A 15,160-nucleotide genomic window follows, 5' to 3' on the forward strand; every position below is an offset into this window, starting at 1 on the left:
GATAGTCAAGCCTGATGCCTGGCATCAGACCCTTTGATACAGGAGTGCATCCATGCTGGCCTTACGTCCAGTTCAGTTATCCGACCTGCCTCAGTTACAGCAACTTGCGCGTGACAGCCTGGTGGGCGTCACCTCATTGCCGGACGACACCGAGCGCCTGCGCCAGAAGATTCTCGCTTCCTGCGCATCGTTTGCCAGTGACGTGAGGAGCAATGGCCCGGAGAACTATTTTTTTGTGCTGGAGGACCTCGCCAGTCAACGGCTGCTGGGCTGTTCGGAAGTCCTCGCGACCGCCGGTTTCAACGAGCCCTTCTACAGCCTGCGCAACCGCCCGTTCACCAGTGAGTCCCGCGAGCTGAATATTCAGCACGGGGTGCCGGCGCTGTCGTTATGCCAGGACCTCAGCGCCCACACCTTGCTGCGCGGTTTTCACGTCAACACCGAGCTTGAGCGCACGCCATCCTCGGAAATGCTTTCACGGGCCCGGCTGATGTTCATCGCCGCCCATCCTCAACGCTTTTCCGACGCGGTGATTACCGAAATCGTCGGCTACAGCAGCGACGCAGGTGAATCGCCGTTCTGGGATGCGCTGGGCAAGCACTTTTTCGACCTGCCCTATGCCGAGGCCGAACGTCTCTGCGGCGTGCAGAACCGAACCTTTCTCGCCGAGTTGATGCCGAACTACCCGATCTACGTGCCGATGCTGCCGCAAAGCGCTCAGGTGTGTATTGGCCGGATTCATCCGGATGGCCAGGAAGCCTTCGATATCCTTGAACGTGAAGGCTTCGAGACCAACAGCTACATTGATCTGTTCGACGGTGGGCCAACGCTGTTTGCGCGCACCCCGAGTATTCGTTCGATCGCCCAGAGCCGCACTGCAGTTGCGCACTTGAGCTCACACAGCGGCGGCAAGACGCTGTACCTGCTGAGCAATGACGCACTGGAAAACTACCGGGCGATTGTCGCCGAACTGGACTGGAGCGCGGACGAGCCCGTCCTGCTCGACGCCACCCAGCTTGACGCCTTGCAACTGGACAACGGCAGCCCGGTTCGGCTGATCGCGCTATGAAGCAGATCTTCCGCACTCAAGGAACTCCATCATGATCGTGCGCCCGGTTCAAATGACCGACCTGCCCGCGTTACTGGCGCTGGCACGCCGCGCCGGCCCGGGGTTCACCACACTGCCGGCCAACGAGGAACGTCTGACCCTGCGCGTACGCTGGGCGCAGCGGACCTTTGCCGGCCAGGTTGAACGGGCCGACGCCGACTACTTGTTCGTGCTCGAAGACGACGATCAGCAAGTGATCGGCGTCAGCGCCCTGGCAGGTGCCGTCGGGCTGCGTGAGCCCTGGTACAACTACCGCGTCGGGTTGACGGTCAACACCTCGGCCGACCTGGGGATCCGCCGACAGATCCCGACGTTGTTTCTCAACAATGAGATGACCGGCCAATCGGAAATCTGCTCGTTGTTCCTGCGCCCGGATCAGCGTCAGGGCCATAACGGCCGACTGCTGTCGGTCGCGCGATTGCTGTTTGTCGCCGAGTTCCCGCACTTGTTCGGCGAAAAACTGATCGCCGAGCTGCGCGGCAGCACCGACGAGCAAGGGTGCTCGCCGTTCTGGGACAGCCTGGGCCGACATTTTTTCAAAATGGATTTCAGCCACGCCGATCACCTGTCCGGGCTCGGCAACAAGTCGTTCATCGCCGAGCTGATGCCACGTCAGCCGCTGTACACTTGCCTGCTCACCGAGCAAGCTCAGGCGGTCATCGGCAAGGCCCATCAAAACGCCGAACCGGCGCGCAGAATCCTCTGCAACGAAGGCTTTTCCCATAAGGGTTACATCGACATCTTCGACGGCGGTCCGGTCATCGAAGCCCAGGTCTCGAAGATCCGTGCCGTGCGCAACAGCCAGTCGCTGGACCTGGTGGTCGGCACACCTGACGACAATGCACCGCTCTGGCTGATCCATAACCAACGCCTGGAAAACTGCCGCATCACCGCTGCCCGCGCCCGACTGGTCGGCAACAGCTTGCTGGTCGATCGCCTGACCGCCAAACGCCTGCAATTGCAAACAGGCAGCTCGGTGCGCGCCGTACCTTTGCTCAAGCAACAGCGGCAGGCGGTTGCCGCATAATGTGCCAAATGCCCGCTATTGATGTGCCAACACGGCCCCTGCAGCAAACCCTTTCGCCACAAACCCAATCAAAAGCAAAAAGCAAAAAGCCCGCGCATGGCGGGCTTTCTGTTGATGGGGTCAAATCCTTTTGTCAGCTCAATTTGCGCTCCAGTATGTGAGCGATTCGTGAAAAACCTGTCGCAGAATTGAAAAAAAGACGGACCGCACTGAACACTCTATTGAACTGAATCCGAAGCTGGCTCCGGCAACCGCCGCCCGAGTACATCCAGCAGATCACAACCGTCACGCAACGGAATGGCGCACAGCAAGGCGAAGTCGTTGAGGATCACCGAGTCGCTGGCAATCTCCCCCCGCATGGCCAGGTTCTCCAGCACCTGAGTCACCGCACGAATGCGATAACCGGCTGCGCTGAGCAGGATATCAAGCGGCGCGTGGGTATCGACGAACAGGGTCGGCATGTCACAGCAGTTACTGGTGAGGGCCATGTATCGGTTGGAAGGGTGGGAAGTGGGCGGGACGTAGGGTGGATCGGGGTTGTAGGTATTCATATTCAAGCCTCTAGTAGGTATGGAAGCTGCCATCGGCCTTCCTACAGGCTTGGGTGGCAGCTATACGCGGGGTAGGAATACCGAGTACCAGAGAAACTCGACCACACCGAAGCGTGCCCGCGCATAGCCGCCGCAACTGATCTTACGGGCACACAGTAACGGCCGCAAATCAGGTGTCGACGCTTACGCGTCTCTCATGGTTTCGAAGGGTTCCTACACCCTGTCACTGAATGTGCAGTGACACCTGAAGCCTATCGATGAAGCTCATTTCAAACCAGTTCATGAACACCGCCGCAACATGCGGGAAATCTCCGACGAGTTCGCCCGGAAACCTCACCGCCTGACCGACCGCCTTCGCGGGCATAGAAATCTACACAACTTTGAAATGCCACGCAGAACTACGCCCGTAGCAGCTGTCGAGCCTGCGAGGCGGCGTTCGGCCGCGCAGCGGTCGTAAAATCAGCCACCGCGTTCTTTCGGGAAAACCGTGCACTCAGGATTTGCGAGGACTTCGTCCTCGAACGCAGCCTCGCAGGCTCGACAGCTGCTACGAGCGTAGACCTACAATCGTCCAACTTTTCGGGGTCAGTCCAAAGCGTGGGAACGATCAGCATCTAAAGTCGTACACGCCCCAACCACTCAGGCCGGCCGGTAGGCCGCCGTGCTGTTGCTGTTGATCTTGATCCACCCGCCCCTTCGGGAGGCCGAGTGGAGGTGTTCATCAGGGGGTTGGCGCGCAGCGCCGTACGGCGCAGCCGGACACATCGAGAGGAGGTCGTCGCGCAGCAGACCGTAGGCGATGCCCCCTGATGGACACCGGAGCGAGGGTACGCCGAGCCTAGGCGAGGTGCCGTACGCTTGGGGCGAAGCCTTTTGGTTCCTTTTTGGCGTCTGAAAAAGGGACTCGCTGTAAGAGCGAAACCGTAAGTGGCCGTTACCGCAGAAACGGAAATGTACACCTGCAAGAGATTGGTCGGCTGTCAGGCCGCCAGGATCAAAAGATCGCAGCCTGCGGCAGCTCCTACAGATGGACTTCGCCTTTGAGAATGTCAAACAACGCCTGCGCCGCCGCCGACAGCTCATGACCAGGCTTGGTCAACACGCCAATAGCCCGCTCAATCACCGGATCACTCAAGGTAATGCAGCAAGCGCCAAGCTCGCGCATCTGCTCGGCACACAACGCCGGCACCGCACTGACACCAAGCCCACTGGCAACCATCCGCCCGACGGTTGCCAACTGATGACTCTCAAACTCCACCGGCAGCTTCATCTGCCGCGCCAGCAAGTGCTCTTCAAGCATCACCCGCACAGTCGACGGCCGCTGCAACGTGATAAACGGCTGCTCCAACAGGGTTTGCCAGTCGATCTCGGCGCGCTCGGCCAGCGGCGAATCACTTGGCACAACAGCCACGAAACGGTCGATGTACAACGGGGTGAATACAAACGATGAGCTCTGCATCGGCTCGAAGGCCACACCGAGTTCCACCTGGCGATCACGGACCATTTCCAGTACCTGCTCGTTGATCACATCGTTCACCGTGACGTTGACCTTGGGGTAACGCGCCCGAAAGGTCTTGAGGATCGGCGGCAGCAAATTGCCGGCAAACGATGGCATGGCCGCCAGCGTCACTCGCCCTCGTTGCAGGGTGAAACGCTGGCGCATTTCATCCTCGGCATTGTCCCAGTCAGCGATCAACCGCCGGGCCAGCGGCAGCAGGGACTCGCCTTCCGGGGTCAGCGCAACATTGCGTGTCGTGCGGCTGAACAGCCGCCCGCCCAGTCCGTCTTCCAGGGCCTTGATGGTCAAACTCAGCGCCGACTGCGACAGGTGCAACCGTTCACAGGCCACCGCAAAGCTCAAACTCTGCGCCACCGCCAAAAACGCCCTGATCTGCTTGACTGTCATCACCGTTCCTCACCATGCTGATTACAACCGATTGCTGAGTTTTATCTATCAATCAACCCTAAAAATCAACTTATCAAATTAATCTGATAGAGCAACACTCCCTACATACGGCTAGCCAGCCGCCCACACAGAATAAAAGAGGTGCATATGGCAGGTTTCGACAAGCGCGTGAGTTCCTATGAGGAGGCTCTGGCAGGCCTCGAAGACGGTATGACCGTGATCTCTGGCGGCTTCGGATTGTGTGGCATTCCGGAAAACCTGATCGCCGAGATCAAGCGCAAAGGCACCCGCGATCTGACCGTGGTTTCCAACAACTGCGGCGTCGATGGTTTTGGCCTCGGCGTGCTGCTGGAAGACCGGCAAATCCGCAAAGTGGTCGCCTCCTATGTCGGCGAAAACGCCCTGTTCGAGAAACAACTGCTCAGCGGTGAGATTGAAGTCGTGCTGACCCCGCAAGGCACCCTGGCGGAAAAAATGCGCGCTGGCGGCGCTGGCATTCCGGCGTTCTTCACCGCCACCGGCGTCGGCACTCCGGTGGCCGAGGGCAAGGAAATCCGTGAGTTCAAGGGCCGTCCGTACCTGATGGAAGAATCCATCACCGGCGACTTCGCCATCGTCAAAGGCTGGAAAGCCGACCACTTCGGCAACGTGATCTACCGCCACACCGCGCAGAACTTCAACCCACTGGCGGCCACCGCCGGCAAGATCACCGTGGTTGAAGTCGAAGAGATCGTCGAACCCGGCGAGCTGGACCCTTCGCAGATCCATACCCCTGGCATCTACGTCGACCGGGTCATCTGCGGCACGTTCGAAAAACGCATCGAACAACGCACCGTGCGCAAGTGATCCTCGCCCCCAGCCCGAACAGTGGAGAATAAAAAATGGCTCTTACCCGCGAACAAATGGCTCAACGCGTCGCCCGCGAAATGAAAGACGGCTACTACGTGAACCTCGGCATTGGCATTCCGACCCTGGTCGCCAACTACATCCCCGAAGGCATGGAAGTCATGCTGCAATCGGAAAACGGCCTGCTCGGCATGGGCGCCTTCCCGACGGACGACGAAGTCGACGCCGACATGATCAATGCCGGCAAGCAGACCGTCACCGCACGCATTGGCGCGTCGATTTTCTCCTCTGCCGAATCTTTCGCGATGATTCGCGGCGGCCACATCGACCTCACCGTGCTCGGCGCTTTTGAAGTCGACGTACAGGGCAACATCGCCTCCTGGATGATCCCCGGCAAACTGGTCAAGGGCATGGGCGGCGCGATGGACCTGGTGGCCGGCGCAGACAACATCATCGTCACCATGACTCACGCCTCCAAGGACGGTGAGTCCAAGCTGCTGCCACGTTGCAGCCTGCCGCTGACCGGTGCCAACTGCATCAAGCGCGTGCTGACCGACCTGGCCTACCTGGAAATCGAAAACGGCGCGTTCATCCTCAAGGAACGTGCACCCGGTGTGAGCGTCGAGGAAATCGTCAGCAAGACTGCTGGCAAATTGATCGTTCCCGACCATGTTCCGGAAATGCAGTTCGCCTGAACCGCACCCTGAGGAGAAATTCGATGCAAGAAGTCGTGATTGTCGCTGCTACCCGTACCGCCATCGGCAGTTTTCAGGGGTCGCTGGCCAGTATCCCGGCGCCGGAACTCGGTGCCGCAGTGATTCGTCAGTTGCTGGCGCAAACCGGTCTGGCGGCGGACCTGGTGGATGAAGTGATCCTCGGCCAGGTACTGACCGCGGGCAGCGGCCAGAACCCGGCACGTCAGGCGTCGATCCTCGCCGGCCTGCCCCACGCCGTTCCGGCGCTGACCCTGAACAAGGTCTGCGGCTCGGGCCTCAAGGCGCTGCATCTGGGCGCGCAAGCAATTCGTTGCGGCGACGCCGAGGTGATCATCGCTGGCGGCATGGAAAACATGAGCCTGGCACCGTACGTGTTGCCGGCCGCTCGCACCGGTCTGCGCATGGGCCACGCGAAAATGATCGACAGCATGATCAGTGATGGTCTGTGGGATGCATTCAACGACTACCACATGGGCATCACCGCCGAGAACCTGGTGGACAAGTACCACCTGACCCGTGAGGAACAGGACGCCTTCGCCGCCGCTTCGCAGCAAAAAGCCACGGCGGCTATCGAAGCCGGGCGTTTTGTCGACGAAATCACGCCGATCCTGATCCCGCAGCGCAAAGGCGATCCGTTGTCCTTTGCGGTCGACGAACAACCCCGCGCCGAGACCACTGCAGCGTCGTTGGCCAAGCTCAAGCCGGCCTTCAAAAAAGACGGCAGCGTCACCGCTGGCAACGCCTCTTCGCTCAACGACGGCGCCGCTGCGGTGTTGCTGATGAGCGCCGACAAGGCCAAGCAATTGGGCTTGCCGGTACTGGCAAAAATTGCCGCCTACGCCAATGCTGGCGTCGACCCGGCGATCATGGGCATTGCTCCGGTTTCCGCGACCCGCCGCTGCCTCGACAAGGCCGGCTGGAGCCTCGATCAACTGGACTTGATCGAAGCCAACGAAGCGTTCGCCGCGCAATCGCTGGCGGTCGGCAAAGAGTTGGAATGGGATGCAAGCAAGGTCAACGTCAACGGTGGCGCCATTGCCTTGGGTCACCCGATTGGCGCGTCAGGTTGCCGGGTGCTGGTGTCTTTGCTGCATGAAATGATCAAGCGTGACGCCAAGAAAGGCCTCGCCACCCTGTGCATCGGTGGCGGTCAGGGCGTGGCCCTGGCAATCGAGCGAGCCTAAGCCCGCACGCGTTCAACAGCCAGCGAGCGGACCCACGATATCCGCTCGCTGACTGGCAACACACCCGGCGCGACTTCGGTTGCGCCGGGTCTTTTTCGACGTATACCCAAGACTTTCGGCGCGTGCGGCATCGCCAAGATCGCAGCCTGCGGCAGCTCCTACGGATTTGCGTACAGATTCGACCGCCCGGCGTAGGAGCTGCCGCAGGTTCGGGCCGCGTTCGGACGATCTTTTCTTGTTGTTGGTTCAGCACCGCATGCCGGTCGCGATGATCAATCGTCCAAGGGTTGCGGTGGTGCTGCCGGTTTTTCAGCTTTGCCTGCTTTCCCTCCTTTTTTGCCCTTGGTCGGTGTAGCCTCTACGGGCGGCGGCGCGGGTGGCACAGCCTCTTTCTCGGCGGCTGGAAGCTGGTCAATGGTGGCGAATATATCCTTGGCCTCTATCGGCCCGAGGTGGTCGAGTTTCTTCTCGCCGTCCTTGCCCACCAGAATGACCTTGGTCTCGCCACTGACGCCCAGTTTCAACTCGCGAATCAGCGCCATGGTGGTTTGTGCATCGAGGTCCTTGCCGTCACGTTGGCCCATGAGGTTGACCACGGTGTACAGCACCATACTGTGTTCTTTGAAGGCCTGGCTGTTGGCCGGTTCCGCCAGGGACTTTTTCAGGCTGACCAGTGTCGGGTCGATGCTGCTGGGAGCGATGACAATCAGCGGCCGATTCCTGCCGAGTTCCTGGGCCAGGGGCGTGTCGTTGTCCGCGGCGAATAAAGGGCCGGCGACAGCGAGTAGAGTAGCGAGGGTCAATGACCGAATGAGCATGCGCATCTCCTTTTGATTTCCACGCTTTATGATTGCGCATCAAAGCGAAAGATTCAGGGTCTGTTGACGTTTGTTGCCGAACCGCGTTGCGATGCCAAACGTCAACAGACCCGACTCAGCCGCCTGAAATTTCTATCGCCATGTTGCGAAGCTTAGGTCAGCGGGCTTAATCCGCAACCGTATCCAGCGACACGGCTTAGGCCACTCCGTTTGTCCAGGCTCGCACCGCTCACCCCTCGACACACGGCACAATGCTCAATCGCGTACTACACTTAATTTGTCCCCCGTAGGGGGGGCGTTGCCAAATCCGGGTCCGTAAGCAGCGAGTTGTCGATAAACCTCGCTCTCGACGCTGGAGCCATTGGCTACTCGTAATCGTCCTGTGGGGCACTGCCCCACAGTGACATCATGCAGGACGACGTTTTCGCGTCCCACTCGCCCGGACATACCTTGTGTCCGGGCATTCGCGTGGCAGACGGTTTGGCGTCACAACGCGCCTGCAAGGTCGCCCTGATCATCCATCCGACTACCGCCTGAAAGGTCGCTGTCTCTGCACACGCGCCCCTTCGCCGGTGGCCTTTTTTCAGGAGGACCGTTATGGACGAAGCCAAACTGAATGACTTCATGGGCAAACTGATTTCCGACATGGGCGGCGCAGCGATGCTCGCGAACGTGATCCTGGGCGATGAACTCGGTTTGTACCGGGCCATGGCCGACAACCAACCCGTCACCCCCGAAGCGCTGGCCGGCAAGACCGGTTGCAATGCGCGACTGTTGCGCGAATGGCTCAGCGCCCACGCAGCCTCTGGCTACATGGAACACGTCGACGGGAAATTCCGCCTGCCAGAAGAGCAAGCCCTGGCGCTGGCGGTCGAGGACTCACCGGTTTATGTCGCAGGCGGCGCCTCGGTGATTGCCTCGTTTTACCATGACAAAGACAAACTGATCGCGGCCATGCGTGGCAATGGTGCCCTTGCCTGGGGTGATCACCATAGCTGCATGTTCAGCGGCACCGAGCGCTTCTTCAGGCCCGGCTACCGCGCACACCTGGTCGGCGAGTGGTTACCCGCACTTGAAGGCGTGGTGGAAAAACTGCAAGCCGGGGCCAAGGTCGCGGATGTCGGCTGCGGCCACGGCGCGTCAACGGTGGTCATGGCCAAAGCCTTTCCGGCCTCGAATTTTGTCGGCTTCGACTATCACGCTCCGTCCATCACCACTGCCACCCTACGCGCTGAAGAAGGTGGCGTGGCCGATCGCGTACGCTTCGTTCAAGGCACTGCGAAGAACTACCCCGGCAATGACTACGATTTGATCTGCTACTTCGATTGCCTCCACGACATGGGCGACCCGGTGGGTGCAGCCAAACACGCCTATGAGTCGCTCAAACCCGATGGAACGGTGCTGTTGGTGGAGCCCTATGCCAATGACCAACTCGACGAGAACGCGACCCCGGTAGGACGGCTGTTCTACGCTGCGTCGACGTTCATCTGCACGCCTAACTCGTTGTCTCAGGAAGTCGGTCTGGGGCTCGGGGCCCAAGCGGGAGAAGCACGGCTGCGGGATGTCTTCACCCAGGCCGGGTTCAAGCATTTCCGCCGGGCAGCAGAGACGCCGTTCAACCTGATTCTGGAGGCGCGTAAATAATCGCAGGGGCATCCTTCTGGCACGGCGCTGAGAGGGACAGCGCCATGCCGGGGATCAAAACGCTAATTTGTAGCCGATAAACACCAGCATGACGGCCAGGCAAGGACGCAAGACACCATCAGATATACGCCCGGATAAATGACTGCCCACGTAGATCCCCGGCAATGACCCCATCAGCAGAAAACCCAACAGGTGCCAATCCATATTGCCCATGCTCGCGTGACCCAATCCCGCCACCAGGGTCAGCGGTACAGCGTGGGCGATTTCTGTGCCGACCAGGCGTTTGGTCGCCAGAAACGGGTACAGGATAAACAGCGCCACAGTCCCCAGTGCGCCGGCACCGATGGAGGTCAAAGCGACCATCGCACCGAGTATCGCGCCCGTGACGATGGTCAGCAGGTTCAGGTTCCGGTTACTCAAATGGTAATCGTCGCCCGCATGTTTCTGGGCAAACGCCAGCAACTGGCGTTTGAAGAAAATCGCCAGCGCCGTCAGCAACAGCACAACCCCCAGGGCCTGTTTGATAATCGCATTGGTCGCTTGGGGATCGGTATTGAGGTACTTCAGAAACACCAGGGTCAGAGCGACCGCAGGCACGCTGCCCAGCGTCAGCCAGCCGGTAATTTTCCAGTCAATGTTCCGGTTCTTTTGATGAACCAGCACACCGCCGGACTTGGTGATCGCGGCGTACAGCAAATCCGTCCCGACGGCGGTGGCTGGATTGATACCGAACCATAGAAGAATCGGAGTCATCAATGAGCCACCACCCACCCCGGTCATTCCGACAACGAACCCGACAACCAAGCCTGCGACTACAAAACCCAAATTACCGAAGTCCATTGCCATACCTTACAAAACCAGCGCGACGACTTAAAAATCTGGCAAGCAGCATAGCGATTTTTCTTATAACTACTTATACCAATATGATCTGACTTTATAACCTCTGGCAATCGCGCCATGACCGCCTGGCTGATGCATCAGCCTGTTTTGATATTTTTATTTTCACTAATTTGATTTATGAAATAAAACATGTCATTTATACGCTCCATGGACACGCAACCCGTTGCACATCCCCGCCAGACCGGAAGGCATTCACTCCCGAAACACCCTATCCACGGAGTCAACAATATGAACAAGACAGGACTTCTGGCTGCTCTGGCGTTTTGCGCCGTCAGCACCCTGGCCCACGCCGACGAAGACAGTCTGCGTATCGGTATCGAAGCCGCCTACCCGCCGTTCTCCTTCAAGACCCCGGAAGGCAACATCAGCGGGTTCGACTACGACATCGGCAACGCCTTGTGCGAAGAAATGAAGATCAAATGCCAGTGGGTCATCCAGGAATTTGACGGGATGATCCCTTCGTTGAAAGTGCGCAAGATCGATGCGGTGCTGTCGTCGATGTCGATTACCGACGACCGCCTGAAATCGGTCGACTTCAGCGAAAAGTACTACCACACCCCCGGCAAGTTCGCGGCGAAGGCCGGCCTGGTGATCAATGACCCGAAGGTCGATCTCAAAGGCAAGAAACTCGGCGTGCAACGCTCCTCCACCTATGACCGTTACGCCACCGAGCAACTGGTGTCCGCCGGCGTCGAGGTCGTGCGTTACTCATCGCAAAGTGAAGCCTTCCTGGACCTGGCGTCGGGGCGACTGGACGCCACCCTCGCCGACATCGTCAACACCAATGAGAGCTTCATCAAAACCCCGGCCGGTAACGGCTTCGCCCTGGTGGGGCCGGACATCAATGACCCGAAATACTTCGGCCGAGGCGCGGGGATTGCACTGCGCAAAGGCGATACCGCGAACGCGGCACGCCTGAACACGGCGATTGATGCGATCCGTGCCAATGGCAAGTACCAGCAGGTAATGGCCAAGTACTTCGCGTTCGATATCTACGGCGAATAAGCCTTTGCAGGACGTGGGCGCCGGTCTGGCGCACACGTCATTTACTTGCTGCTCCCGCGCGCCTGCCGGCGTTTTGGGTGAGGAACTTCATCATGCTTCACGGCTACGGATCGAGCATTCTCGATGGCGCCTGGCTGTCGATCAATCTGGCTCTGAGCTCCATGGCACTGGCCATTACCCTGGGTCTGATCGGCGCGGCGTTTCGCCTGTCACCGCTCAAATGGTTGTCGACACTGGGCGAAGGCTACACAACGGTCATTCGCGGCATCCCCGACCTGGTACTGATTCTGCTGATTTTCTACGGCGGCCAGGACCTGGTGAACCGCATCGCCCTCGGGCTCGGTTACACCCACTACATCGACATCAACCCGTTTGTGGCGGGTGTCTGCACCATGGGCTTCATCTTCGGCGCCTACCTCTCGGAAACCTTTCGCGGCGCCTTCATGGCCATTCCGCAAGGTCAGGGTGAAGCCGGGGCGGCCTACGGCATGAGCAGCGCCCAGGTGTTCTGGCGGATTCTGGTGCCGCAGATGATTCGCTTCGCGATTCCCGGCTTCACCAACAACTGGCTGGTGTTGACCAAATCCACTGCGTTGATATCGGTGATTGGTCTGCAGGACATGATGTTCAAAGCCAAGAACGCCGCCGACGCGACCCATGAACCCTTTACGTTTTTCCTCGCGGTGGCGGCGCTGTATCTGGTGCTGACCAGCGTCTCGTTACTGGTGCTGCGCGCACTGGAAAAACACTACTCGGTCGGCATCAAAGCCGCCGATCTGTGAGTGGGAGCGAACCGACCATGCTCGACTACACCCTGATCTGGGAAAACCTGCCGCTGTATTTCAGTGGCGCGTTACTGACCCTAAAAGTACTGCTGATTTCCCTGGCCTTTGGCCTGATGCTGGCCATTCCGCTGGCGTTGATGCGCGTCTCCCGCTCGCCGCTGATCAACTTTCCGGCCTGGCTCTACACCTACGCCATCCGCGGCACGCCGATGCTGGTGCAGTTGTTTTTGATCTATTACGGCCTGGCGCAGTTCGAAGCGGTACGCCAAAGCGTGCTCTGGCCGTATCTGTCCAGTGCAACCTTTTGCGCCTGCCTGGCCTTTGCGATCAACACCAGTGCCTACAGCGCAGAGCTGCTGGCCGGCAGCCTGAAGTCCACACCCAGCGGCGAGATCGAAGCCGCCAAGGCGATGGGCATGTCACGCCTGACCCTGTACCGCCGCATTCTGCTGCCCTCGGCCCTGCGCCGTGCATTGCCGCAATACAGCAACGAAGTGCTGATGATGCTGCAGACCACCAGCCTGGCGTCGATCGTCACCCTGGTCGACATCACCGGTGCGGCGCGCACGGTCAGCGCACGGTTTTACCTGCCGTTCGAAGCGTTCATCACCGCCGGCCTGATCTACCTGGCCCTGACCTTCATTCTCGTGCGCCTGTTCAAACTCGCCGAACGCCACTGGCTGGCGTACCTGGCCCCACGCAAGCATTAAGGAAATCCCATGGAGCACATTCACTACGTTTTGCCCTGGAGCGCCTGCGGCACTGAACGCACGCTGTCGCTGTTTCGATTTGGCAGCGGTTCGCGCAAGGCGTACATCCAGGCGTCCTTGCACGCCGACGAACTGCCTGGCATGCGCGTCGCCGTCGAACTCAAGCGCCGTCTGCGGGAGCTGGAATCACAAGGCCGCTTGACCGGCGTGATCGAACTGGTGCCGATGGCCAACCCGATCGGTATCGGGCAAATGTTCCAGGCCACCCATCAGGGGCGCTTCGAATTCAACAGCGGCAAGAACTTCAACCGTGACTTCCCGGAGCTGGCCGAAGCCGTGGCCGTGCACCTGAAGGGCCAGTTGGGCGAGGATGCCGACGCCAACGTGGCGCTGATCCGTCGCGCCATGATCGAGGTCATTGCCGACATGCCGCAGGCCAACTCGGAACTCGACGGCCTGCGCCGCCTGCTGTTGCAGCACGCCTGCGATGCCGATGTGGTGCTGGACCTGCACTGCGACTTCGAGTCGATCATGTTGCTGTATGCCCTCCCGCAAAACTGGCCGCGCCTGCGTTCACTGGCTGCACGCCTGGGCGCCGAAGCCGTTCTGTTGGCCGAGGACGCCGGCGGCAATGCCTTCGATGAAGCCTGCGCGATTCCCTGGCTGCGCCTGGCCGAACTGTTCCCGTTGGCGAACATTCCGCTGGCCTGTGTGGCGACCACCCTCGAACTGCGCGGCATGGCCGACACCGAACGCGAACCGTGCATGGCCAGTGCCGAGCAGATCCTCGGCTACCTGGCCGAACAGGGCCTGATCCGTGGCGACTGGCCAGACGCGCCGGCCACCTGTTGCGATGCGACGCCCTTCGCCGGTGCGCAATACGCCTATGCGCCACACCCCGGCGTGGTGAGTTTTCTACAACCGCTGGGTGCCCGGGTCACCGTCGGCGACCCGCTGTTCGAAGTGCTCGATCCGTTGACCGATCGCCACAGCGTGGTAACGGCCAGCACCGACGGCATCCTTTATGCCCGCGAACGTCTGCGCTTTGCCCAACCCGGGTTGTGGCTGGCCAAGGTCGCCGGCAGTACCCCTATTCGCCAGGGTCGCTTGCTCAGCGACTGACTCAAGAGAATCGAGACCATGAACACACTTGAAATTCAGGATCTGCACAAACGCTACGGCACCCACGAAGTGCTCAAGGGCGTGTCCCTGGAAGCCAAAGCCGGCGACGTGATCAGCATCATCGGCTCCAGTGGCTCGGGCAAAAGCACCTTCCTGCGCTGCATCAACCTGCTGGAGCAACCTAACTCAGGCAACATCCTGCTCAATGGCGAGCAACTGAAACTGGTCACCAACAAAACCGGCGGGCTCAAGGCGGCAGAACCCAAACAGCTGCAACGTATGCGCTCACGGCTGGCGATGGTGTTTCAGCACTTCAACCTCTGGTCGCACATGAGCGCCCTTGAAAACGTCATGGAAGCGCCAGTGCATGTGCTGGGTATGGACAAGAAACTCGCTCGGGAAAAAGCCGAGCACTATCTGAACAAGGTCGGCGTGGCCCATCGCATGGGCGCCTATCCGGCGCACATGTCGGGTGGCGAGCAGCAGCGCGTGGCGATTGCTCGCGCGCTGGCGATGGAGCCGGAAGTGATGTTGTTCGATGAACCGACCTCGGCCCTCGACCCGGAGCTGGTCGGCGAAGTGCTTAAAGTCATGCAGGACCTGGCCCTGGAAGGCCGGACCATGGTGGTGGTCACTCACGAAATGGGCTTTGCACGGGAGGTGTCGAACCAACTGGTGTTCCTGCACAAAGGTCAGGTCGAAGAGCGTGGCAACCCGCGTGAAGTGCTCGCCAACCCACAGTCCGAACGCCTCCAGCAGTTTCTGGCCGGCAGCCTGAAGTAAGCCGCTCGCCGACCGTTCTGGGTGCTGCACGCCAACGGTCGGCTTCGGATACACT

15 protein-coding genes are annotated in these 15,160 nt (G+C 59.9%); 11 read left to right on the forward strand and 4 right to left on the reverse strand.

Annotation, left to right across the window (positions count from 1 at the left end; translation table 11 throughout):
- The first annotated feature begins 52 nt into the window (after nucleotides 1-52).
- Both BLL42_RS03015 and astA read left to right on the forward strand, forming a co-directional pair.
- On the forward strand, nucleotides 53-1,069 hold the full coding sequence (locus BLL42_RS03015; protein WP_071550726.1) for an arginine N-succinyltransferase: 1,017 nt from the start codon (nucleotides 53-55) through the stop codon (nucleotides 1,067-1,069).
- Nucleotides 1,070-1,100: 31 nt separating this feature from the next.
- Nucleotides 1,101-2,135, forward strand: a complete 1,035-nt coding sequence (gene astA / locus BLL42_RS03020; RefSeq protein ID WP_071550727.1) for an arginine N-succinyltransferase — start codon at nucleotides 1,101-1,103, stop codon at nucleotides 2,133-2,135.
- A gap of 218 nt (nucleotides 2,136-2,353) precedes the next feature.
- On the opposite strand, the gene BLL42_RS03025 is transcribed toward astA, so the two are convergent.
- Nucleotides 2,354-2,686: a hypothetical protein gene (locus tag BLL42_RS03025; RefSeq protein WP_071550728.1), complete on the reverse strand. Its 333-nt coding sequence runs from the start codon at nucleotides 2,684-2,686 to the stop codon at nucleotides 2,354-2,356.
- A 1,021-nt stretch (nucleotides 2,687-3,707) separates the two neighbouring features.
- Nucleotides 3,708-4,592, reverse strand: coding sequence for a LysR family transcriptional regulator (locus tag BLL42_RS03030; RefSeq protein WP_071550729.1), 885 nt, complete (start codon nucleotides 4,590-4,592; stop codon nucleotides 3,708-3,710).
- Between the two features lie 147 nt (nucleotides 4,593-4,739).
- On the opposite strand from BLL42_RS03030, the gene BLL42_RS03035 reads away from it, so the two are divergent.
- The 3 genes from BLL42_RS03035 to BLL42_RS03045 are packed head-to-tail and all read left to right on the forward strand — an operon-like array spanning nucleotide 4,740 to nucleotide 7,338.
- A complete protein-coding gene (locus tag BLL42_RS03035) occupies nucleotides 4,740-5,438 on the forward strand; it encodes a CoA transferase subunit A (protein ID WP_019689787.1) in 699 nt (232 codons plus the stop codon).
- Between the two features lie 35 nt (nucleotides 5,439-5,473).
- Nucleotides 5,474-6,133: a CoA transferase subunit B gene (locus BLL42_RS03040; protein ID WP_071550730.1), complete on the forward strand. Its 660-nt coding sequence runs from the start codon at nucleotides 5,474-5,476 to the stop codon at nucleotides 6,131-6,133.
- A 23-nt stretch (nucleotides 6,134-6,156) separates the two neighbouring features.
- Entirely contained in the window at nucleotides 6,157-7,338 is a 1,182-nt protein-coding gene (locus BLL42_RS03045) for an acetyl-CoA C-acetyltransferase (protein WP_071550731.1), read from the forward strand.
- Nucleotides 7,339-7,610: 272 nt separating this feature from the next.
- Here BLL42_RS03045 and BLL42_RS03050 read toward each other — a convergent pair whose 3' ends face one another.
- Nucleotides 7,611-8,156: a DUF4174 domain-containing protein gene (locus BLL42_RS03050; RefSeq protein WP_071550732.1), complete on the reverse strand. Its 546-nt coding sequence runs from the start codon at nucleotides 8,154-8,156 to the stop codon at nucleotides 7,611-7,613.
- A 597-nt stretch (nucleotides 8,157-8,753) separates the two neighbouring features.
- On the opposite strand from BLL42_RS03050, the gene BLL42_RS03055 reads away from it, so the two are divergent.
- Nucleotides 8,754-9,800, forward strand: a complete 1,047-nt coding sequence (locus tag BLL42_RS03055; RefSeq protein WP_071550733.1) for a class I SAM-dependent methyltransferase — start codon at nucleotides 8,754-8,756, stop codon at nucleotides 9,798-9,800.
- A gap of 54 nt (nucleotides 9,801-9,854) precedes the next feature.
- On the opposite strand, the gene BLL42_RS03060 is transcribed toward BLL42_RS03055, so the two are convergent.
- Nucleotides 9,855-10,640, reverse strand: a complete 786-nt coding sequence (locus BLL42_RS03060; RefSeq protein WP_071550734.1) for a sulfite exporter TauE/SafE family protein — start codon at nucleotides 10,638-10,640, stop codon at nucleotides 9,855-9,857.
- 288 nt (nucleotides 10,641-10,928) lie between these two features.
- Here BLL42_RS03060 and aotJ point away from each other — a divergent pair, with 288 nt between their 5' ends.
- From aotJ to BLL42_RS03085, 5 genes are all read left to right on the forward strand, one after another.
- The gene (gene aotJ / locus BLL42_RS03065; RefSeq protein WP_071550735.1) at nucleotides 10,929-11,705 is read left to right on the forward strand and encodes an L-arginine-binding protein AotJ; all 777 of its coding nucleotides are present in this window, start codon (nucleotides 10,929-10,931) and stop codon (nucleotides 11,703-11,705) included.
- Nucleotides 11,706-11,797: 92 nt separating this feature from the next.
- Nucleotides 11,798-12,487: an ABC transporter permease gene (locus tag BLL42_RS03070; protein WP_071550736.1), complete on the forward strand. Its 690-nt coding sequence runs from the start codon at nucleotides 11,798-11,800 to the stop codon at nucleotides 12,485-12,487.
- Between the two features lie 17 nt (nucleotides 12,488-12,504).
- Nucleotides 12,505-13,200: an ABC transporter permease gene (locus tag BLL42_RS03075; RefSeq protein WP_071550737.1), complete on the forward strand. Its 696-nt coding sequence runs from the start codon at nucleotides 12,505-12,507 to the stop codon at nucleotides 13,198-13,200.
- 9 nt (nucleotides 13,201-13,209) lie between these two features.
- Complete coding sequence (locus tag BLL42_RS03080; RefSeq protein ID WP_071550738.1) at nucleotides 13,210-14,322, forward strand: succinylglutamate desuccinylase/aspartoacylase family protein; 1,113 nt, start codon at nucleotides 13,210-13,212, stop codon at nucleotides 14,320-14,322.
- Nucleotides 14,323-14,340: 18 nt separating this feature from the next.
- Entirely contained in the window at nucleotides 14,341-15,105 is a 765-nt protein-coding gene (locus BLL42_RS03085; RefSeq protein WP_071550739.1) for an ABC transporter ATP-binding protein, read from the forward strand.
- Nucleotides 15,106-15,160 lie beyond the last annotated feature (55 nt).

Origin of the sequence: Pseudomonas frederiksbergensis (genome assembly GCF_001874645.1) — a bacterium.
GTDB lineage: Bacteria > Pseudomonadota > Gammaproteobacteria > Pseudomonadales > Pseudomonadaceae > Aquipseudomonas > Aquipseudomonas frederiksbergensis_B.

What these genes read in the sequence shown, in the direction of transcription:
- BLL42_RS03015 (WP_071550726.1), top strand. Translation starts at nt 53, where the DNA reads ATGCTGGCCTTACGTCCAGTTCAGTTATCCGACCTGCCTCAGTTACAG.
- astA (WP_071550727.1), top strand. Translation starts at nt 1,101, where the DNA reads ATGATCGTGCGCCCGGTTCAAATGACCGACCTGCCCGCGTTACTGGCG.
- BLL42_RS03025 (WP_071550728.1), bottom strand. Translation starts at nt 2,686, where the DNA reads ATGAATACCTACAACCCCGATCCACCCTACGTCCCGCCCACTTCCCAC.
- BLL42_RS03030 (WP_071550729.1), bottom strand. Translation starts at nt 4,592, where the DNA reads ATGACAGTCAAGCAGATCAGGGCGTTTTTGGCGGTGGCGCAGAGTTTG.
- BLL42_RS03035 (WP_019689787.1), top strand. Translation starts at nt 4,740, where the DNA reads ATGGCAGGTTTCGACAAGCGCGTGAGTTCCTATGAGGAGGCTCTGGCA.
- BLL42_RS03040 (WP_071550730.1), top strand. Translation starts at nt 5,474, where the DNA reads ATGGCTCTTACCCGCGAACAAATGGCTCAACGCGTCGCCCGCGAAATG.
- BLL42_RS03045 (WP_071550731.1), top strand. Translation starts at nt 6,157, where the DNA reads ATGCAAGAAGTCGTGATTGTCGCTGCTACCCGTACCGCCATCGGCAGT.
- BLL42_RS03050 (WP_071550732.1), bottom strand. Translation starts at nt 8,156, where the DNA reads ATGCTCATTCGGTCATTGACCCTCGCTACTCTACTCGCTGTCGCCGGC.
- BLL42_RS03055 (WP_071550733.1), top strand. Translation starts at nt 8,754, where the DNA reads ATGGACGAAGCCAAACTGAATGACTTCATGGGCAAACTGATTTCCGAC.
- BLL42_RS03060 (WP_071550734.1), bottom strand. Translation starts at nt 10,640, where the DNA reads ATGGACTTCGGTAATTTGGGTTTTGTAGTCGCAGGCTTGGTTGTCGGG.
- aotJ (WP_071550735.1), top strand. Translation starts at nt 10,929, where the DNA reads ATGAACAAGACAGGACTTCTGGCTGCTCTGGCGTTTTGCGCCGTCAGC.
- BLL42_RS03070 (WP_071550736.1), top strand. Translation starts at nt 11,798, where the DNA reads ATGCTTCACGGCTACGGATCGAGCATTCTCGATGGCGCCTGGCTGTCG.
- BLL42_RS03075 (WP_071550737.1), top strand. Translation starts at nt 12,505, where the DNA reads ATGCTCGACTACACCCTGATCTGGGAAAACCTGCCGCTGTATTTCAGT.
- BLL42_RS03080 (WP_071550738.1), top strand. Translation starts at nt 13,210, where the DNA reads ATGGAGCACATTCACTACGTTTTGCCCTGGAGCGCCTGCGGCACTGAA.
- BLL42_RS03085 (WP_071550739.1), top strand. Translation starts at nt 14,341, where the DNA reads ATGAACACACTTGAAATTCAGGATCTGCACAAACGCTACGGCACCCAC.